The following is an 18565-nucleotide window of genomic DNA, read 5'->3' as shown; positions in this document are numbered from 1 at the left end:
GGGCCTGGAAACGGCGAAAGCGTGCGCTGTGGAGCGGAGCGAGCCTCGGAGTCCCTTTCGCGACTCTTCGGCTCAAATCGCAGCTGAAGTCGAAGCCGAGCGATGGCAATACTGGAGGGGCCGACGGGAATCGAACCCGCGTTCTCAGCTTGGGAAGCTGATGTCTTACCATTAGACGACGGCCCCGGGTGGGGCAAGTCGGGGCAAAAGCCCGACCGATATGAGCGTAGCAGAATCCGGAGTGCCGATTCGCCACCGAGACGACACTCCGGGTCGAAACTATCCCTCTGGCTGGCAGACGGCGAGCTCAGAGAGCCGGCCGCCCTGGTCCTCGGCCGACCACGGGAGCTCGGCCCCCGAGATCGCGGCGAGCTGGAAGGCGAGAGCCTGCGAGAACGCGGCGCCAGCGGATGAGTTGTTCAGCGCAACAACGACAGACAGCCCAGTCTCTGGGTCAGCGTACGCCGCGGTGAGTGATCCGGTCATCGCGCCCGCACGGCCCTGCAGGGGGCCGACCTTTTCGATGCCGAAGCCGATCTGAGTTCCGGCGGTGTCGGGCTCCTCTTTCGGGTTGCCCTCTTCGTCGCGATCTGGGTTCTTGGCAGGCTGGAACTCGGTCACGTGCTTCGACGCCTTCTCGTCGCCGAAGCCGCCCGAGAGGTACTTCGTGTAGAAATCCTTGAGGTCAGTGACTGTCGTGAGCGTCGCGCCCGCGCCCCGGATCATCGTCGGTGAGAGTGCGGTGATCTCCGTAGCGCCAGCATCGCACACAGGCTTGTTGTCGGCGCTCGGGTAGGTGAGCGGCGTCATGCTGCCCGCCGGAATCTCGGTCTCGGCGAAGTTGTCAGGGTACGACGTCGACGTCATGCCGGCGGGGCCGAACACGTGCTCCTGCAGCAGGTCGTAGGTGTCGCGGTTCTCGTTCAGGCGGATCGCGCGATCGAGCAGCACTGCGTTTGTGTCTGACATGTAGACATTCTTGCCGGGCCAAGCGAGCGGCGAGCGGGCGAGGCCGTTTGCGATGAGCTCCTGCTCGGGCCACGAGCGGGTGGGGTTGTTCGTGAATCGCTCCGTGAAGCCACCCTTGAAGTCGGCGAGCGCCGATGTCTGGTCGCAGAGCTGCGCGTAGGTAATGTCGGCGATGCCTGCCTGGCGGGGCAGGTCCTTCGATACCTGGCGTCCGAGGGCGAGCTGGTCTTTGCCAACGAGGTCGAGCAACAGCGCGCACATGACTGGCTGTGAGGCCTGTGCGCCGCGGAATGTCGTCGCAGCGGTGACGCCCTCACCGTAGCCGCGAACGTAGGCCTTGTCGTCGCCCTGCCACACGCCTACGACGGCTTCCGTCGAGCCGCTGAGCGCAAGCGCGTTCGCGACTGCGTCATCGACGGCGGCTGCGAGCTCGGGGCTCACAGTGTTCTGGTCGGAGTTTCCGGTACCGGCTTCGCTGCCGGTGCAGGCGGTCAGGGTGAGGCCAACCACAGCAAGCATGCTGAGCGCCGCCACTGGGCCAACTCGTTTGACTCTTGAAAACACGAAACCGCCAATCTCGACCCGCGGGCGCGCGGGAGCACGAAATTCGATGATACTCCGTGCAAGTCTCGGTGTCGCTGAGCGCCGCGGGGCGCTGTGGAACTCTCAGTCTCATTGCACGCGACAAGAGCGTAGAATGAAAGATGTGATGAATTTTGATGCCGCAGTGATTTCTGCTGTTACGGGCCACATGAATGATGACCACGTCGATGACAGTTTGCTCATCGCGAAGGCATTCGGCTACCCCGAGGCGACTGCGAGCACGATGGTGGGCCTCGACGAGCGCGCCGGGATGTGGCGAGTGACTGACGCGCAGGGGGAACACGACCTGCGCGTTGAGTGGCCGACCGCCCCAATCACTGATCGCCCTCAGGTGCGTCGCCAGGTCGTCGAGCTGTACAAGGCCGCCTGCGCGAAGCTTGGTGTGCCTGCGCGCGAGGAGCACCAGCCAGCTGGTGGCCACGAGCACGGCAGCCACGGCGGCGCGAACCCGCACGGCGCGAACCCGCACGCGCATGGCGCGAACCCGCACGCGGCCGAACCCGAGGCTGACGGCCCCAAGCCGTTCTCTCGTGTCATCCGTGAGAGCTCGTGGTCCGATCACTCGAGTAGCGAGGGCGCGAACTTCATGGAGGACATCATGCGTGGTGTCGCGACGAAGCAGGATTACATCGACCTCGTCATCCAGCACTTCTTTATGTACGAGGCACTCGAAGAGGCTTCGCAGCAGCTCGCCGCCGATCCTGCGTACGCTGCCCTGCATCCCGCAGCGCTCGTGCGCCTCGGAACGCTCGAGGTTGACCTCGAGCACCTTCTCGGCGCGAACTGGCGCGACGAGATCACCCCCGTGCCCGCGAGCGCCGAGTACGCCGCGCGCATCCGCGAGGTCGCGGCAGAGGGCTGGCTCCCCGGGATCGTGGCGCACCACTACACCCGCTACCTCGGAGACCTGTCGGGCGGCCAGATCATCGCTAAGCGAGTCGCGCGCCAGCACGGTTTCGATGGCGCTGGCATTGAGTTCTACAACTTCGAGTCGCTCGGCGACCTCAAAGCGTTCAAGGAGACCTACCGCGATGGCCTCGACAGCCTCGGGGAGTCGCTCAGCGCAGACGAGCAGCAGCGCATGATCGAAGAGGTGCGCGTTGCATACGGCTTCAACACCGCCGTCTTTGTCGACCTCGCAAAGCAGAAGGCCGCGGCGTAGGTCGTTCGGCTCTCCCACGCGAGCGAAAAGGCGGGTCAGGATCACCGATCCTGACCCGCCTTTCGGTGTGCAGCTAGGTGCGCGTGTGCGCCCAGACGACCGCCTGGAGTCTGTCGCGTACCTCGAGCTTCTGCAAAACGTTTGAGACGTGAGTCTTCACTGTCGCCTCGCCGAGGAAGAGCTCGCCAGCGATCTCAGCGTTCGTGCGGCCCTCTGCGAGCAACAGAAGCACAGCTCGCTCGCGCGGCGTGAGGCCCGCCGTGGCCATCGCCGACTCAAGCGTGTCGTCGGGGCTCGCGCTCGCGGCTGGCACTTCGGTAGCCTCGGGCGCCTCCGCGTTGCGCACGCGAGCGAGCACGGCACCCGTGACCTCTGGGCCGAGGAGCGAGCCGCCAGCTGCCACGACTCGAACGGCCTCAATGAGCTGCTCTGCCCGCGACGTCTTCAGTAGGAACCCGCTCACGCCCGCGGCGAGGGCGTCGAACAGGTACTCGTCGTGCCCGAACGTGGTCAGCACAAGTACTGCCGGGAGCGTGCCCTCCGCCTGGAGGATGGCGCGAGACGCGTCGATCCCGTTCATCTCAGGCATCTCGACGTCCATGCAGATCACGTCGGGGGTGAGCGAGGCAGCGAGCGCGATCGCCTGCACGCCGGTCTCCGCCTCGCCGACAACTTCGATGTCAGGCTCAGACTCGAGGATGATGCGAAACCCCGAACGGACGAGCGCCTGGTCGTCGACGAGCAGCACCCGAACCGGTGGGCTCGAAGGTGCGAGTCCCGTCATGCGGCCACCACCTGCCGGTTGGAGAGCGGGACTCGGGCGCGCACCATGAAGCCCTCGCGTTCTCGCCGCTCTGCCGAAATCGCGCCGCCAACCGCACCGACGCGCTCGCGCATGCCGCGCAACCCAAGCCCTGTGCCAGCGGGGGCGTCAGACGCCCGCACGCCGCGGCTCGTGAGGCGGCGTGCAATGCCGTCGTCGGTTACCTCGACCTCTACTGCGTCATCCATGAAGCGCAGGCGCACCGCGGCCTCTGCGCCCCGCCCAGCGTGCTTGCGCACGTTCGTGAGCGCCTCCTGCACTACGCGGTAGAGCGTGACATCGACGAGCATCGGGAGCGGCCGCGGCGTGCCCGCGACAATGAGCGTTGTTGGCACGCCCGCTCCCTGCGACTCCTCAACGAGTACCGAGAGCTGGGCGATGCCGACGGTGCTCGAACTATCCTCGTTCTCAGGCGTTCGAAGGGTGTGCACGAGTCGGCGGAGCTCCTCGACTGTCGCATGCGCGCTCTCCTCGACGACCGCGAGAGCCGCGGCAGCCTGCTCTGGGTCCCGCTCGAGGCTTCGCCGTGCAGCAGCTGCCTGGATCCCCATCACTGAGACGTGGTGCGCGACGACGTCGTGAAGCTCGCGGGCGACCGCGATGCGGTCAAGCGCGACTGCCTGCGCTGCACTGGTCTGGCGTTCGAGGTCGAGCTCCTTGCCCTGCGCGGTGAGCTTCGTCGCGGTGCGTGCAGCCCGCCAGGCGCGCAGACCGAACCAGATCGCGCCACCAAAGTAGAGCAGGTTCGTGATGATCTGGATCACGGCGAACGTAGCGTATGCGGAGAAGATCCCGTAGCGAGGTGCGCCCAGGAAGTCCTCTGTCGACGAGGAAGCGATGATGAGCGAGACGACGAGCCAGATCATCATCGCCGCGGTGATCGCGATGAGGCTCCACGCTGCGAGGGTGCGGCGCGGCTCCCACGCGGTCACCGTGTAGATCGCGATGAACAGGCAGATGTTGATGACGAGCACCTCTGGCACGCCGAACTGACCGCAGACGAAGAACCCGGCGGCGACGACGAGCGCGACTGGGATCGGGGCGACGCGGCGGGCCGCGAGCGGGAGCGTGCAGAGCGCGAGCCCGAGGACCCAGAGCCACAGGGCGGGCTGCTCTTCGTAGATGCCTGTCCGAGCGTAGAGCAGCGACGTTGTCGTCGCCCCAATTGCGAGTGCAAGGGCCAGCAGTGCGTCGCCGCGGAGATCTGCGCGGCCCGGACGTGGCCGCGCCCATTGCGCGTGCGCGGCTGGGGGTGAAGGCGCTCTCATGATTTCAAGCGTAGGCGCTCGGCGGAGGCGTTACCTCCACCTGGTGGCTGAGTGGCGCCGTTCCGGGCGCGACAGATTCAGCCGTGTGGGGGAGGTGGCGGGCCCTTCGCTCCCCGTAGCCTGGTGGCAACGAAAGGAGCGAGATGATTGACATCGTAGGAATTTCCCGCAGCTTCGGCGACCGCAAGGTGCTCGACGACGTGAGCTTCCGCGTCGAGAGCGGCAGGATGACAGGCTTCGTCGGCGCGAACGGCGCCGGCAAGACGACGACAATGCGGATCCTGCTCGGTGTGCTCTCAGCAGACAGCGGCACTGTGAGCCTGAACGGTCAGCCCATCACGGCTGGCGATCGCGCGCGCATCGGATACATGCCCGAGGAGCGCGGGCTGTATCCGAAGATGGCGGTGCTCGAACAACTCGTCTACCTCGGCCGTCTCCACGGCATGTCGACGGCGGCGGCACGCGAGTCGGCGACCGCACTGCTCGACAGGCTCGGACTCGCGGAGCGGGCGGGCGACAACCTCGAGGGCCTGTCGCTCGGCAACCAGCAGCGCGCGCAGATCGCCGCAGCGCTCGTCCACGAGCCCATCGCGCTCGTGCTCGACGAGCCGTTCTCGGGCCTCGACCCGATGGCTGTAGAGGTCGTGCTCGGGGTGCTGCAGGACTACGCGGCGAAGGGCGCCCCAGTGCTCTTCTCGTCGCACCAGCTCGACATCGTGGAGCGCCTGTGCGATGACGTCGTTGTCATTGGCGGCGGCCAGATCCGCGCGCAGGGATCCCGCGAAGGCCTCCGCGCCGAGCACGCTGGGCGTGTGTTCGAGCTCGAGCTCGCCGGGCCAGCCGCCGACGCCGGTTGGGTGCGCGAGCAGCCGGGCGTCTCGGTGACGCACCTCGACGGCGGCTTCGCAAGGTTCGACGCCGACAGCGACGAAGCAGCACAGGCAGTGCTCGCCCTCGCAGTGCAGCGCGACGCGACAGTGGTGAAGAGCTTCGCCCCTGTCACCCCGTCACTCGCCCAGATCTTCAAGGAGGTAGTCCGATGACCGACACATTGAAGCAGACAGCTAGCCACCGCCAGCTGAGCGCCCCGCAGGGCGCCTGGATCGTCGCCGAGCGCGAAATCATGACTCGGCTGCGCAGTAAGGCGTTTCTAATCTCGACGGCGATCCTGCTGCTTGTCGTGCTCGCCGGCGTCGTGATTGGCGGCCTCGTCTCGCAGAACGGCGGTTTCGGCGGGCCGACGAAGATCGCCGTCGCCGAGGGGACGGTCTCTGGTGAGACTGCGAGCGGCCTCGCCGAGGGGTTCGAAGTGACCGAGGTCGCGGATCGCGCGGCTGCCGAAAAGCTCGTTCGTGACGGCGACGTCGAGGCCGCAATCGTCTCGGGCGGAGACACGCCTGTTGGCCTGACTGTCATCGCGAACGACAGCCCACCTGGCGACCTCGTCCAGGCGCTCTCGGCGTCCCCAACAATCGAACTGCTCGACCCGAGTGAGACGAGCTTCATGCTCGGCTACCTCATCGCGATGGGCTTCGGCATGGTCTTCTACATGACCGCCCTCACCTTCGGCACGACGATCGCGCAGAGCGTCGTCGAGGAGAAGCAGACCCGCATCGTCGAGATCCTGCTCGCCACGATCTCCGCGCGCACAATGCTCGCAGGCAAGATCCTCGGCAACAGCATTCTCGCGCTCGGCACCGTCGTCGCGACGCTTGCCCTCGCCTCCGTCGGCATGCTCGCGACAGGGCAAGACATCCTGCTCGGGGAGCTTGGGACCGCGCTCATCTGGTTCGGGATCCTCTTCGCCTTCGGCTTCGTGCTGCTTGCGGCGATGTACGCAGCGGCTGCCGCGCTCGTGTCGCGGCAGGAAGACATCGGCTCGGTGACGAGCCCTGTCATGATGCTCGTGATGATCCCGTTCTTCCTGATCATCTTCTTCTTCGACAACCCGCAGGTGCTCAGCGTGATGAGCTACGTGCCGTTCTCGGCGCCGACCGCGATGCCGATGCGCCTCTACTTCGGAGACGCCGCGTGGTGGGAGCCGATCGTGTCGCTCGGCGTGCTCGTGATCTCGATCGGGATCGTGCTCTGGGCCGGTTCCAGGATCTACGAGAACTCGATCATGCGCACGGGTGCCCGCGTGAAGCTCGCTGACGCGATTAAGGGCTAACCGCGGCGGTAGCCATACGACGAAGCGCCCGGGGGAGTGATCCCTCGGGCGCTTCGTCGTTGCGCGGTTGCTGTTCCGTTACGCCTACGCGGGCGTGAGCAGATGCGCCTCGCAGCGGGGCGCACCGTGCGACGCGCAGGCAACGAAGCGCGTGCGGCAGGAGTTCTCGGCACAGTCGACGAGGTTGGCTGTGGGGGCGCCGCATTCGGCGCAGACGCCGATCACCGCCGCTCCGGGCGCGAAGTCCATCGTCTCGCGGCCGTCGAAGACCGCGAGCGAGCCCTCCCAGAGGCCGTCGTTGCCGAAGGCCTCGCCATAGCGGACGATGCCGCCGTCGATCTGGTAGACCTCCTCAAAGCCGCGCGCGACCATCGCAGCTGAGAGGATCTCGCAGCGAATGCCCCCGGTGCAGTAGGTGACTATAGGTTTGCCCTTGATGTCGTCGAACGCACCCGATTCGATCTGTGCGATGAAGTCGTGAGTCGTGCGCACGTCAGGCACGATGGCGCCCTTGAACTTGCCGACCTCGGCCTCCCACGCGTTGCGGCCGTCGAAGAAGACGACGTCGTCACCGCGCTCGGCGACGAGCTCGTTCACCTTCTCGGGCGAGAGGTGCACGCCGCCGCCAACGACGCCGTTCTCGTCAACGACGGTCTCCTCGGGGATACCGAACGCGACGAGCTCATCACGCACCTTCACGCTGAGCTTCGGGAAGTCGGAGATTGCCTGCCACGGCACGCTGCGATCGACGCCCTTGAGGAGCGTCGGTTCGGTCGCGACGAAGCCAGTCCCCTCACTCCACTTCACATCGAGGCCCGAGAAGGGGCCGTACTCGCGGGTGCGCTTGAGGTACTGCTTGCACGCGTCGATCTCGCCGCCGACGGTGCCGTTGATGCCGTGCTTGGAGATGATGATGCGGCCGCGCAGGCCGAGGGACTCGCAGAGTTCGCGCTGCCACAGCATCGCAGCCTCGGGGTCGGCGACGGGGGCAAACGCGTAGTACAGCAGGATCTTTGGGTGGCTCACACCCTCCATGGTACGTCGTTGACATGTGTGCGGGTTCCCGGGCGCGTTGCGCTGTCGGTCAGATTCGCGTAAGCTTGACCCTTGGTCGTGCGCCGTCCCAGTGCACGCACCGCAGGAACCGTTACCGGAGGCTTGCCTCGGCGGGTCCCGCAGACAAGAAATCTTGGGTGAGGCCGTCCGGTCTCACGGTATGAGAGGAAACATCATGGCAGCAGTGTGCCAGGTGACCGGCGCCGTTCCCGGCTTCGGACACAACATTTCGCACTCGCACCGTCGCACCAAGCGTCGGTTCGATCCGAACATCCAGAAGAAGACCTACTTCGTGCCCTCGCTCGGCCGCAAGGTGACCCTCACCCTGTCGGCTAAGGGCATCAAGGTTATCGATGCCCGTGGCATCGAGGCTGTGGTCGCTGACCTGAAGAAGCGTGGGGTGAAGTTCTAATGGCTAAGGATAAGGACGTACGTCCGATCATCAAGCTCCGTTCGACGGCAGGCACTGGTTACACCTACGTGACCAAGAAGAACCGTCGTAACACCCCCGATCGCCTCGTGCTCAAGAAGTACGATCCGGTTATCCGTAAGCACGTCGAATTCCGAGAGGAGCGCTAAGCATGGCTAAGAAGAGCATGATTGCGAAGAACAAGCAGCGCCAGGCGATTGTTGCGCGTTACGCTGAGAAGCGTCTCGAGCTCAAGAAGGCGCTCATTGACCCCAACGGCACCGATGAGAGCCGTGAGGCTGCTCGTGTGGGCCTGCAGAAGCTTCCCCGCAACGCGTCGCCCGTGCGCGTTCGGAGCCGCGACGTCATCGACGGCCGCCCCCGTGGCGTGCTGACGAAGTACGGTGTTTCGCGTGTTCGCTTCCGCGACATGGCACACCGTGGCGAGCTCCCCGGCATCACCAAGTCGAGCTGGTAATCGCTCGGTTGTAAGCCGGTAGCACCGCATCTTCAGAGGGGCGGGACTGATCAGTTTCTGATCGGTCTCGCCCCTCTGCACGTCTTCCCGAAGTGTTCTCCAATAGCGAATACGACACGCAGTCCAAAGAAATCCGCGTAATCGCGCCGCTTTTTGGCAAACGTAGGGTAGATTCATACCGATCAAACTGATCGGAACCTCTTAGCGGAGGTGACACCCCGAATAGATCAGGGGCCGGCAGGCCAACGGTCACCGCCCTGAAAGGACACAACATGGCACTCAACAAGACTGAGCTCGTCGCAAAGATCGCCGCTGAGACTGGCCAGAGCCAGGCAGCAGTTTCGAACGTGCTCGACGGCCTGTTCGCGGCTGTTTCCGAGACTGTCGCTGCAGGCGAGAAGGTTTCGATCCCCGGCTGGCTCTCGTTCGAGACCGCGACCACCGCTGCTCGTACCGGCCGCAACCCGCGCACCGGCGAGACCATCGACATCCCCGCTGGCAAGCGCGTCAAGGTGTCGGTTGGCTCGAAGCTCAAGGCTGCCGTGAAGTAGCTTTCGCTTTTCACGAACCCCCGCCCGGCTGCCGCCGGCGCGGGGGTTCGTCGTTTTTCGAGGCGTAAGCTAGTGCGGTGCGCAAGAACTTTACTGACCCGTCAGAGATTCGCCCGTGGGCCGCGCTCTGGACGCTCGTCCTCGGATTCTTCATGATCCTCATCGACACGACGATCGTGTCTGTCGCGAACCCGACGATCATGAAGAGCCTCAATACGGACATGACGGCGACGCTCTGGGCGACGAGCGCCTACCTGCTCGCGTATGCAGTCCCGCTGCTCATCACCGGCAGGCTCGGCGACAGGTTCGGCCCGCGTCGTGTGTACCTCATCGGACTCACCGTCTTCGCTGTGTCATCGCTCGCGTGCGGCCTCGCGCCGATGATCGAGGCACTTGTTGTAGCGCGCGTCTTCCAAGGTTTCGGCGCGGCGCTCATGACACCGCAGACGATGTCGGTGATCACCCGCATCTTCGCACCCCGCGAGCGTGGCCAGGCGATGGCTGTCTGGGGAATCACCGCCGGCGTTGCGACGCTTGTCGGACCTATCCTTGGCGGGTTCCTCATCGACTCAGTCGGGTGGGAGTGGATCTTCTTCATCAACGTGCCTGTCGCGGTTGTCGCGTTCGTGCTCGCGTTGAAGTACGTGCCGAGGCTCGAAACGCACGCGCATCGGATGGACTGGCTCGGCGTCGTGCTCAGCGCGGTCGGCATGTTCCTCGTCGTCTTCGGTATTCAAGAGGGCGAGAACTTCGATTGGGGGCAGATCTGGGGTCCGATCTCCGTCTGGCTGCTCATCGGCGTCGGTATCGTCGTGCTCGGGCTGTTCATTTGGTGGCAACGCGTACAGCGCGGTGAGCCGCTGTTGCCGCTTCGCATCTTCCGCGACCGCAACTTCTCCGTCGGCACGTCGACGATCATCACGGTGGGCTTCGCGGTGACGAGCATGAGCATGCCACTGATGTTCTTCTTCCAACTCGTTCGCGGCCTTACCCCGACCGAATCGGCGCTCATGCTCGTGCCGATGGCGGTGCTGTCGGCGGCGCTCGCGCGGCCTGCCGGGATCTTGATCGACCGCGGCGACCCGCGCCGCATTGCCACAGCGGGCCTGCTGCTGCTCGCGGCTGGGATGCTCCTGTACTTCGTCATGCTGAAGCCCGGCACCCCGATCTGGCTGCTGCTCATTCCGAGCGCAATCCTCGGCGTCGCAAACGCCGGAATGTGGGGGCCGCTGTCGGCGATCACGACATTCAATCTGCCGCTCGAGCTCGCCGGCGCCGGCTCAGGTGTGTACAACACGAGCCGACAGGTCGGCGCGGTGCTCGGCTCGGCCTCGATCACGGCGCTCATGGCCTCCCGACTCTCCGCCGAACTTGGTGACGGGGCTGCGGTGGGCGGCGCCGGAGGGCAGCTGCCGCCGCAGCTACAGGACGGATTTGCGGCCGCGATGGGGCAGTCGATCCTGCTTCCGGTCGCGGTGATCGCGATCGGTGCGGCGCTCACGCTGCTGTTCGCTCCGCGCCCGCCAAGGACCGGGCCTGTCGGGGTCGTCGATGGCCCGACCGAGGCGAGCTAAGACCCGGACGCAGCGCGTGGGCGCCCGCCAGGCCGGGCTGAACAGTGCGCCCGAAAGTTGATCGCACGACATAGCGACGATTCGAGCCGCCTGCAGGTACGCTCAACTCATGAGCATGGGTGGAGGCGGCGGTGGCCGCGGGGGCAGGGTATCTGGCGGTGACTTCGAGGCACAGCGGAAGCTGAACGAGGCCGCTCCGAAGGTCGCGAACCTTGGGCGCAGGATCGCCGACCTCTTTAAGCCCTACCGCGGCCCATTGAGCATCATCGTCGTGCTCGTACTGATCTCGGCGGCGCTCGGCATCATGCCGCCGCTCATCACCCAGCGGGTCTTCGACGACGGGCTGTTCCCCGTCGACGGCAGCGGACCGAACATGCCAGTGCTCACCTGGCTCGTTGGGGCGATGATCGTCGTCTTCGTGGTCTCGGCACTCATCGGCGTCGTACAGACCTACTTCACCGCCCGCGTCGGTAACCGGGTCATGGGTGATCTGCGGGTGAAGCTGTTCTCGCACCTGCAGTCGATGGAACTCGGGTTCTTCACCCGCACCAAGACAGGCATCATCCAATCGCGGCTGCAGAACGACGTCGGCGGCGTCGCAAACGTGCTGACAAACACAGTCTCGAACGTGATCGGCAATACCGTGACAGTGATCGCGGCGGCTGTGGCGATGATTCTGCTCAGTTGGAAGCTGACGATCATCGCACTCATCTTGATGCCAGTGCTCGTCATCGCGCAGCGTCGGGTCGGCCAGGTGCGCGCCAGGATCGCCGGGAAAACGCAGGAGTCGTTGTCAGAGATGACTGCAATCACGCAGGAGGCGCTGTCAGTTTCGGGCGTGCTGCTCGCGAAAACGTACTCCCGCCAGAGCACCGAAACAGAGCGCTACGCGAGCGAGAACCGCAATCAGATTGCACTTCAGGTGAAGCAGGCGATGAGCGGCCAGGTCTTCTTCGCGCTCGTAAACGTCTTCCTCTCAGCGGTCCCAGCGATCGTCTACCTCGTGTCGGGCTGGCTCATCGAACGCGCGACCGGTCAGGGCCTCGACGCAGGCATCACCGCCGGCACGATCGTCGCATTCACCACGATCCAGTCGCGGCTGCTGTTCCCGCTGATGGCGCTCATGCGTGTCGCTCTCGATTTGCAGACCTCGAGCGCCCTGTTTGCGCGCATCTTCGAGTATCTCGACCTCACGCCGCAGATCGTCGACAAGCCTGACGCCCTCGAACCGACCGAGGAGCCGGGCCGGGCTGGCCGTATCGTCTTCGATGACGTTGTATTCGCTTACCCCGATGCTGGGCCAGACGACCGACCAACGATCGACAACGTCTCGTTCGTCATTGAACCCGGCGAATTCGTCGCGTTCGTCGGCGCGTCAGGATCAGGTAAGACGACAATCGGCTCGCTGATCCCGCGACTGTACGACGTGACCGGTGGGTCGGTGACCTACGGCGGTGACGACGTGCGCGAGCTCAAGCAGGAAGCGCTGATGGATCGCATCGGCGTTGTCACGCAGGAGCCCTACCTGTTTCATGCCTCCATCGCAGACAACCTGCGCTACGCGAAGCCCGACGCGACTGACGAAGAGGTGGCGAGAGCGGCGAAGCTTGCGAATATCCACGACACGATCGTCTCGTTCGCGGACGGGTACGAGACGATTGTCGGAGAGCGCGGGTACCGGCTCTCGGGCGGCGAGAAGCAGCGCATCGCAATCGCGCGCGTACTGCTGAAGAATCCGCGAGTGCTCGTGCTCGACGAGGCGACGAGCGCACTCGACACCGTCAACGAGCGCATTGTGCAGCGGGCACTCGACGACGCGCGCGAGGGGCGCACGACCGTGGCAATCGCGCACAGGCTTTCGACTGTGGAAGGCGCGGATCGGATCTTCGTGCTCGGCGCGGGCCGCATTCTCGAGCAGGGAACGCACGGGGAGCTGCTCGCGATGGGTGGGGCGTACGCCGAGCTCTACGCGCAGCAGAGCTAGCGCGGCTGGCGCGCGGTGCGCATCCTCCATGCCGCAGCGCCCGGCCTGGCGCCGCGCGTTGCGGCAGGGTAGGGAAAACCCGACCACGGTTCTCGGGCCAGCGGGGTAGGGGTACTCGCGTGCGCGCTCTAACGTAGGAGTATGACAAGCGAGCCCTGGGCATCTGCCCCTCACTCACCCGCCGCAGCGAGGCCCGCGGCCGGCACGCAGCTAGCAGCGAAGCGCCCCCAGGGGGAGAAGCCCCCGTTGAGGATCGCGCTCACCATGCTGCACCTCGCAGCGCTCGGACTGCTGGGGTGGGCCCTCTTCGTCACAGTGTTTGCGCTGCTTGGCGTCGGGCTTGGCCTGACACTGGTGTTCGGCATCGGCCTGCTGTTTCTTATCGCCCTCGTCTACGTGCTGTTCGGGGCCGCCTGGTGTGAGACTGAGCGTGTCGATGGGCTCTACGCTCTCGGCATTCCGCCGCTCCGCGCCGTACAGCAGCATGCGCCTGGGTTTGGTGGCTTCCTGCGCATGATGTGGGCACAGTTTGTAGAGGGCCGCATGTGGCAGGCGATCGCGAGCTTCGCGGTCGCGACTTTTCTCGGACTGTTCTTTCTCATCTGCGCGCAAAACTTGGTGTGGGGCGTTTCTGCCGCGATCCTGACGGCGACTGGCGGTGCGGTCGAGTATCACCCAAACTCTGGGCTGCTTCTCGCTCCGTTCATCGCTGATCTTCCGTGGTTTGCGTTCGCGGTCGTCGCGGTGCTGTGCGCGGCGGCGATGGTCGGGCTCGCGCTGCTGCACAGGGTGCTCACGGTCTGGATCGCCCGTGCTGGCGCCGAGGCAGAGCACCTGCAAGCGGCAGCGGAGTTGTCGGAGCAGCAGCGCGCTGGAGCTGTGCGTGCCGCGGACCTCGAGCGGACGCGTCTCGAACGAGACCTGCATGACGGAGTGCAGCCGCGGTTGGTGTCGGTCGGCATGACGCTCGGCCTTGCGCAGCAGCAGATCGATGCCGACCCGGATAGCGCGAAGGCGCTCATCGCGGAGGCTCACACGTCGACGAAGGCAGCGATCACTGAGCTGCGTCAGCTCGCGCGCGGGATCAACCCGTCTGTGCTCGACGATCGCGGCCTCGACGCGGCGCTGTCGGCTCTCGCGGGTCGGTCTCACGTGCCGGTGACCCTTGACGTGCGGCTCGAGGGTAGGTGCAGTCGCGAAGCCGAGACCGCGGTCTACTTCGTCATCGCAGAGTCACTGACGAACGCCGCGAAGCATTCGCGCGCCCGCGAAGTGCGCGTCACCGTCCGCCTCCGTGACACGGGGACGTTGTGGGCGAGGGTTGAGGACAACGGCGTTGGTGGCGCCCGCGTGATCCCCGGTGGAGGCCTCGACGGCATCACCAACCGCGTGCTCGCTGCGGGTGGCACGTTCAGGCTCGATAGTCCGCTCGGCGGCCCGACGTCGCTGGAGGTGAGTGTCCCGTGCGCATCCTGATTTGCGAGGACTCGGTTCTGCTCCGTGAGGGGCTCGTGCGGTTGCTCGAGCATTCGGGCCACGAGGTTGTCGGCGCATTCGCAGACACGATCGGGGTGGCTGAAGCAGTCGATCAGGATCGCCCGGACCTCTGCATTCTCGACGTTCGGATGCCCCCGACGTTCACCGACGAGGGCATCAGACTCGCCCTCGAACTGCGTGCGCGACACCCGCAGCTGCCTGTGCTTGTGCTCTCGCAGTACGTTGAGGAGCGGTACGCGAGCGAGCTCATTTCGGGACATGGCGGGGCGTTCGGATACCTGCTGAAGGATCGTGTCGCAGACGTCGCGGAGTTTGCCCAGGCTATCGATCGGATTGCTGGCGGCGCCACCGTACTTGACCCAGAGGTCGTTGCTCAGCTGCTCACGAGGCGAAGCAAGGACGCAAAGATGGAGCGCCTGACAGCTCGTGAGCGGACCGTGCTTGCGGTGCTCGCCGAGGGCAGATCGAACCAGGCGATTGCGGCTCAACTGTTCGTTTCAGAGGCGAGCGTTGAGAAGCACATCACGGCGATTTTCCAGAAACTTGAGCTTGACCAAGACGAGTCGGGCAACCGTCGGGTGCTCGCGGCGATCGCTCACCTGCAAAGTACTGGTGGCCCCGGTGCCACCACCACGCACATTTCACAGACAGGATTCACCTCATGACCATGCACCCTGCACCCACAGGTCCGGCTTCACCCAAGCGCGGGCTCGGCGTCGTCGGGATTGTCACGGCCGTTGTCGGCGGCGTTGTCCTTCTCGGGCTCGGGGCCTCAGCGGCTGTCGGCATGGCGCTGTCATCGCAGCGGGTGGAGCTGTCGCAGTCCGCGGCGGGAACGATGATTGACGCGACCGGGGTCACGGACCTCGACCTCAACGTTGGCGTCGCGGAACTCACCCTCCAGTTTGGCGCGGTTGAGGGAGCGACGCTTGAAGCCCGCGGGGGTTCTGCCGACAAGTGGGAGCTGGACCGTGCTGGTGACAGCATCACCGTGCGGGCGCCGAAGGTCGACCGCTCGGGCTTCTGCTTCCTTGGGGTGTGCCCGAGCAACCGCGGCCAGCACGTTCAGGCGACGCTTACGCTGCCGAACGAGCTCGCAGACCGCACCATCGACGCTGACATTCGGGTCGGGGTCGGTGAGGTGCAGGCGGCAGGGAGGTTCGGCGAGCTCAACCTGAAGGTCGACGCCGGCGAGGCGACAGTCTCTGGCTCTGCGACAAGCCTGAACGCGACCGTCGGCGTCGGTACGGTGCAGGGCGAACTCTCGGACGTTCAGACAGTCGACGCCGACGTGTCGCTCGGCGATCTCGATCTGCGACTCACCGGCGCGCAGCCTGTCGACGTTGGCCTGAACGTGAGCGCGGGGTCCATCTCGCTTGAGGTGCCAGACGGCGTGTACGACGTCGTGCAGCGGGGCGGCATCGGGACGATCGAGAACCGCCTCACGACCACCCCTGGTGCGCCTCACAAGATCTCTGCGCAAGTGGAACTCGGCGATATTTTGCTCCGCGCGACAAGATAGCCCGCCACTGAGGGGAGTAAACTCGGCCCGTGAGCTCGAAGACGCGACAGATTACTCAGTCCAGTAAGCTCGCCGGCGTACGCTACGACGTGCGCGGGCCGATCCTCCAGGAGGCGGAGCGGCTCGAACGCGGCGGCGAACAGATCCTCAAACTCAACATCGGCAACCCTGCCCCGTTCGGATTTGAGGCGCCGCCGGAGATCGTCGAGGCACTGCGGGCCGCGCTCCCGCACGCGCAGGGCTACACTGACTCCCGTGGGATCTTGCCCGCCCGCGAGGCAGTCGCGAACCACTACACCGCGATTGGCGTCGCCGACGTCAGCCCCGAGGACGTGTACCTCGGCAACGGCGTGAGCGAGCTCATCTCGCTCGTGCTGCAGGCGCTTGTGAGCCGCGGCGATGAGATCCTCGTTCCCGCCCCTGACTACCCGCTGTGGACCGCGCAAGTCACGCTGCAGGGCGGCCGCGCGGTGCACTACCCGTGTGACGAGTCAAACGGCTGGATGCCGAACCTCGCCGAGATCGAGGCGCTCATCACCCCACGGACCACGGGCATCGTGCTCATTAATCCGAACAACCCGACGGGTGCTGTGTACTCGCCGGAGCTCGTTCGCGGCTTTGCGGCGCTTGCCGAACGGCACGGGCTCGTTCTTATGGCCGACGAGATCTACGACCGGATCCTGTACGACGGCGCGACTCACGAACACGCGGCCCTGCACGTGGCCGAGACGCTGTGCCTGACGTTCAGCGGGCTCTCCAAAGCTCAGCGCGTCGCCGGGTATCGTGCCGGCTGGGTAGTCGCGTCGGGCGACAGGGGGCGCGCCGCCGACTTCCTTGAGGGGCTCACGCTACTCGCTAACATGCGCATGTGTTCAAACGCCCCAGCGCAGTACGCGATCCCTGTCGCGCTCGAGATCGAGTCGTCAATCGATACGCTGTGCGCCCCCGGCGGGAGACTCCTCGAGCAGCGAGACGTCGCTCACCGACTGCTCACCGAGATTCCCGGTGTGACATGCGAACTGCCGGGTGGCGCCATGTACCTGTTCCCGCGCCTCGACCCCGAGCGCTACCCCATCGAGGACGACCAGGCGTTTGTGATCAACCTGCTTCGCGCAACCCGAGTGCTCGTAACAAACGGCCGGGGGTTCAACCTGCCGACGCCGGATCACTTGCGGTTTGTGACGCTCCCCGAAGTATCGGTGCTCGAGGAAGCGATCGGGCGGATCGCCGAGTACCTTGGCACGGTGCGAGTGCCGTGAGCATCAAGGTGCTCGCCGTCGGCAAGAAGCACGAGGCCTGGGTGAAGGACGGCATAGACAGATATGAGAAGCGGCTGCGTAAGCCGTTCGACGTGTCGTGGCAGTTGCTTCCGCACTCCGCCCGAGATGGCGATGCTGCGCGGGTAGAGGAGTCTGAGCGGATTCTCCAGCGGGTCGACCGTGATGCGTTTCTCGTGCTACTCGACGAGCGCGGCGCAAATGTCGACTCACCGGCGCTCGCCGATCGGCTGCAGGGAGCGCTTGGACAGGGCAAGCATGTCGTCATAGTGATTGGCGGCGCCTATGGGGTCGACGACAGCGTGCGGAGTCGTGCTCAATTCGTGTGGAGCCTGTCGAAGCTCGTGTTTCCGCACCAGCTTGTGCGGCTCATCCTTGCCGAGCAGCTCTACAGGGCGCAGGAGATCGCCGCAGGCCGTCCGTACCATCACGTGTAGCCGGCTGTGACCGGCGGGCCCGTCGAGTGTCTGAGGCCCCCTGTAGCCTCACCGCATGTCACCCTTCCGGCTCAGCACCAGAACGATGCCCGCGCGCGTTCTCGCGTCTGCGAGTGGGGCGAGGGCGAGCCCCGAGCTCGGTTCTGGCTCCGGCCCTGGGGGCTCCGATCAGTCGGGCAGCACCCCGCATGCTGTGCCGGTGCCATGGAACGTTGTGCGGCGACGGCTCGGTGTGATTGAGATCGAGCATTGCGGGGCAGAGGTCGCTCACTCGGTGCGCTTCGCCCTATCTGGGGCAGGGATGCTCGGGCTGTCATTACCGACGACTGTGCATCCCGGCTCTCGCATTCGGGTTGCGGTCCGCGGGGCTCGTGCTGACGAGGCGATCGCGGCGCACGATGCGATGCTCGTGCTGCGCTGGTTCCAGCCCGATGGGACGGAGCTGTTGTGGCCGATAGCGGTCGACTAGGCGCTGGCGTTTATCGGCGGCGACGCCGCCCGCAGCGGGGTCAGCGCACGTGACGCTGGGGTCAAAATCGAGCCTCTCGTCGCGCCTTGATACGGGCATAAAAGGGGCCTCATTGGTGTTTCACTACACAGAGGACTAGCTTCGTCTCCGACACGCCGAGAGGGTGGGGTGGATGAAAATTCTTTTTGCCTCCCCAGCCTGTGGATAACCATCGGGCGAGGGCGGAAACGAGCCAAAAGTTGTCCCCAGATCGACCAAAAATTCGGTGGAAAGGCCGTGGAAAACTACATCGGTGTAACTACATCATCTTGTGGTC

Annotated in this window: 19 protein-coding genes and 1 tRNA gene; 15 read left to right on the top strand and 5 right to left on the bottom strand. The window is 65.3% G+C overall.

What is annotated here, in order from left to right:
* Positions 1-112: 112 nt before the first annotated feature.
* A tRNA-Gly gene (locus ACF07D_RS06030) sits at positions 113-186 on the bottom strand.
* Between the two features lie 93 nt (positions 187-279).
* A complete protein-coding gene (locus tag ACF07D_RS06025) occupies positions 280-1503 on the bottom strand; it encodes a serine hydrolase domain-containing protein (RefSeq protein WP_391504273.1) in 1224 nt (407 codons plus the stop codon).
* Positions 1504-1678: 175 nt separating this feature from the next.
* Here ACF07D_RS06025 and ACF07D_RS06020 point away from each other — a divergent pair, with 175 nt between their 5' ends.
* On the top strand, positions 1679-2734 hold the full coding sequence (locus tag ACF07D_RS06020; RefSeq protein ID WP_391504361.1) for a biliverdin-producing heme oxygenase: 1056 nt from the start codon (positions 1679-1681) through the stop codon (positions 2732-2734).
* Between the two features lie 73 nt (positions 2735-2807).
* Here ACF07D_RS06020 and ACF07D_RS06015 read toward each other — a convergent pair whose 3' ends face one another.
* Together ACF07D_RS06015 and ACF07D_RS06010 are read right to left on the bottom strand one after the other, a co-directional pair.
* Positions 2808-3518 carry a response regulator gene (locus ACF07D_RS06015; protein ID WP_391504272.1) on the bottom strand — a complete coding sequence of 237 codons (711 nt, stop codon included), beginning with the start codon at positions 3516-3518 and terminating at the stop codon, positions 2808-2810.
* A complete protein-coding gene (locus ACF07D_RS06010) occupies positions 3515-4825 on the bottom strand; it encodes a sensor histidine kinase (RefSeq protein WP_391504271.1) in 1311 nt (436 codons plus the stop codon). The genes ACF07D_RS06015 and ACF07D_RS06010 overlap by 4 nt, the downstream gene beginning before the upstream one ends.
* 143 nt (positions 4826-4968) lie before the next feature.
* Here ACF07D_RS06010 and ACF07D_RS06005 point away from each other — a divergent pair, with 143 nt between their 5' ends.
* Positions 4969-5868: an ABC transporter ATP-binding protein gene (locus tag ACF07D_RS06005; RefSeq protein ID WP_391504270.1), complete on the top strand. Its 900-nt coding sequence runs from the start codon at positions 4969-4971 to the stop codon at positions 5866-5868.
* Positions 5865-6995, top strand: coding sequence for an ABC transporter permease (locus ACF07D_RS06000; RefSeq protein ID WP_391504269.1), 1131 nt, complete (start codon positions 5865-5867; stop codon positions 6993-6995). Before ACF07D_RS06005 ends, ACF07D_RS06000 begins: the two co-directional genes overlap by 4 nt.
* A gap of 84 nt (positions 6996-7079) precedes the next feature.
* On the opposite strand, the gene ACF07D_RS05995 is transcribed toward ACF07D_RS06000, so the two are convergent.
* Positions 7080-8021 carry a rhodanese-related sulfurtransferase gene (locus ACF07D_RS05995; protein ID WP_391504268.1) on the bottom strand — a complete coding sequence of 314 codons (942 nt, stop codon included), beginning with the start codon at positions 8019-8021 and terminating at the stop codon, positions 7080-7082.
* A 205-nt stretch (positions 8022-8226) separates the two neighbouring features.
* On the opposite strand from ACF07D_RS05995, the gene rpmB reads away from it, so the two are divergent.
* The 12 genes from rpmB to ACF07D_RS05935 all read left to right on the top strand — a co-directional run bounded on the left by rpmB (position 8227) and on the right by ACF07D_RS05935 (position 18249).
* Positions 8227-8463, top strand: a complete 237-nt coding sequence (gene rpmB, locus ACF07D_RS05990) for a 50S ribosomal protein L28 (protein ID WP_119282661.1) — start codon at positions 8227-8229, stop codon at positions 8461-8463.
* Positions 8463-8630, top strand: a complete 168-nt coding sequence (rpmG, locus tag ACF07D_RS05985; protein WP_119282662.1) for a 50S ribosomal protein L33 — start codon at positions 8463-8465, stop codon at positions 8628-8630. Before rpmB ends, rpmG begins: the two co-directional genes overlap by 1 nt.
* A gap of 2 nt (positions 8631-8632) precedes the next feature.
* Complete coding sequence (gene rpsN / locus ACF07D_RS05980) at positions 8633-8938, top strand: 30S ribosomal protein S14 (protein ID WP_042544304.1); 306 nt, start codon at positions 8633-8635, stop codon at positions 8936-8938.
* Between the two features lie 272 nt (positions 8939-9210).
* Positions 9211-9489, top strand: coding sequence for an HU family DNA-binding protein (locus ACF07D_RS05975; protein WP_042544305.1), 279 nt, complete (start codon positions 9211-9213; stop codon positions 9487-9489).
* A gap of 77 nt (positions 9490-9566) precedes the next feature.
* Positions 9567-11063: a DHA2 family efflux MFS transporter permease subunit gene (locus ACF07D_RS05970; RefSeq protein WP_391504267.1), complete on the top strand. Its 1497-nt coding sequence runs from the start codon at positions 9567-9569 to the stop codon at positions 11061-11063.
* A 115-nt stretch (positions 11064-11178) separates the two neighbouring features.
* Positions 11179-13047, top strand: a complete 1869-nt coding sequence (locus ACF07D_RS05965) for an ABC transporter ATP-binding protein (RefSeq protein WP_391504360.1) — start codon at positions 11179-11181, stop codon at positions 13045-13047.
* 141 nt (positions 13048-13188) lie between these two features.
* Complete coding sequence (locus ACF07D_RS05960) at positions 13189-14523, top strand: sensor histidine kinase (protein WP_391504266.1); 1335 nt, start codon at positions 13189-13191, stop codon at positions 14521-14523.
* Positions 14511-15209, top strand: a complete 699-nt coding sequence (locus ACF07D_RS05955) for a response regulator (protein ID WP_391504265.1) — start codon at positions 14511-14513, stop codon at positions 15207-15209. The genes ACF07D_RS05960 and ACF07D_RS05955 overlap by 13 nt, the downstream gene beginning before the upstream one ends.
* Complete coding sequence (locus tag ACF07D_RS05950; protein WP_391504264.1) at positions 15206-16066, top strand: hypothetical protein; 861 nt, start codon at positions 15206-15208, stop codon at positions 16064-16066. Before ACF07D_RS05955 ends, ACF07D_RS05950 begins: the two co-directional genes overlap by 4 nt.
* Positions 16067-16095: 29 nt before the next feature.
* Entirely contained in the window at positions 16096-17325 is a 1230-nt protein-coding gene (locus ACF07D_RS05945; protein ID WP_391504263.1) for a pyridoxal phosphate-dependent aminotransferase, read from the top strand.
* Positions 17322-17780, top strand: a complete 459-nt coding sequence (gene rlmH, locus ACF07D_RS05940; protein WP_391504262.1) for a 23S rRNA (pseudouridine(1915)-N(3))-methyltransferase RlmH — start codon at positions 17322-17324, stop codon at positions 17778-17780. Before ACF07D_RS05945 ends, rlmH begins: the two co-directional genes overlap by 4 nt.
* 55 nt (positions 17781-17835) lie before the next feature.
* The gene (locus ACF07D_RS05935) at positions 17836-18249 is read left to right on the top strand and encodes a hypothetical protein (protein WP_391504261.1); all 414 of its coding nucleotides are present in this window, start codon (positions 17836-17838) and stop codon (positions 18247-18249) included.
* The last annotated feature ends 316 nt before the right edge of the window (positions 18250-18565 follow it).

Source organism: Leucobacter sp. NPDC015123 (genome assembly GCF_043080205.1).
Lineage (GTDB): Bacteria > Actinomycetota > Actinomycetes > Actinomycetales > Microbacteriaceae > Leucobacter > Leucobacter aridicollis_A.
Note: the sequence above shows the minus strand (reverse complement) of the source record. Positions and strands in the feature narration are given on the sequence as shown.

Coding starts and splice junctions, on each gene's coding strand:
- ACF07D_RS06020 (WP_391504361.1), top strand. CDS start 1,679: ATGAATTTTGATGCCGCAGTGATTTCTGCTGTTACGGGCCACATGAAT.
- ACF07D_RS06015 (WP_391504272.1), bottom strand. CDS start 3,518: ATGACGGGACTCGCACCTTCGAGCCCACCGGTTCGGGTGCTGCTCGTC.
- ACF07D_RS06010 (WP_391504271.1), bottom strand. CDS start 4,825: ATGAGAGCGCCTTCACCCCCAGCCGCGCACGCGCAATGGGCGCGGCCA.
- ACF07D_RS06005 (WP_391504270.1), top strand. CDS start 4,969: ATGATTGACATCGTAGGAATTTCCCGCAGCTTCGGCGACCGCAAGGTG.
- ACF07D_RS06000 (WP_391504269.1), top strand. CDS start 5,865: ATGACCGACACATTGAAGCAGACAGCTAGCCACCGCCAGCTGAGCGCC.
- rpmB (WP_119282661.1), top strand. CDS start 8,227: ATGGCAGCAGTGTGCCAGGTGACCGGCGCCGTTCCCGGCTTCGGACAC.
- rpmG (WP_119282662.1), top strand. CDS start 8,463: ATGGCTAAGGATAAGGACGTACGTCCGATCATCAAGCTCCGTTCGACG.
- rpsN (WP_042544304.1), top strand. CDS start 8,633: ATGGCTAAGAAGAGCATGATTGCGAAGAACAAGCAGCGCCAGGCGATT.
- ACF07D_RS05975 (WP_042544305.1), top strand. CDS start 9,211: ATGGCACTCAACAAGACTGAGCTCGTCGCAAAGATCGCCGCTGAGACT.
- ACF07D_RS05965 (WP_391504360.1), top strand. CDS start 11,179: ATGGGTGGAGGCGGCGGTGGCCGCGGGGGCAGGGTATCTGGCGGTGAC.
- ACF07D_RS05960 (WP_391504266.1), top strand. CDS start 13,189: ATGACAAGCGAGCCCTGGGCATCTGCCCCTCACTCACCCGCCGCAGCG.
- ACF07D_RS05950 (WP_391504264.1), top strand. CDS start 15,206: ATGACCATGCACCCTGCACCCACAGGTCCGGCTTCACCCAAGCGCGGG.
- ACF07D_RS05935 (WP_391504261.1), top strand. CDS start 17,836: ATGTCACCCTTCCGGCTCAGCACCAGAACGATGCCCGCGCGCGTTCTC.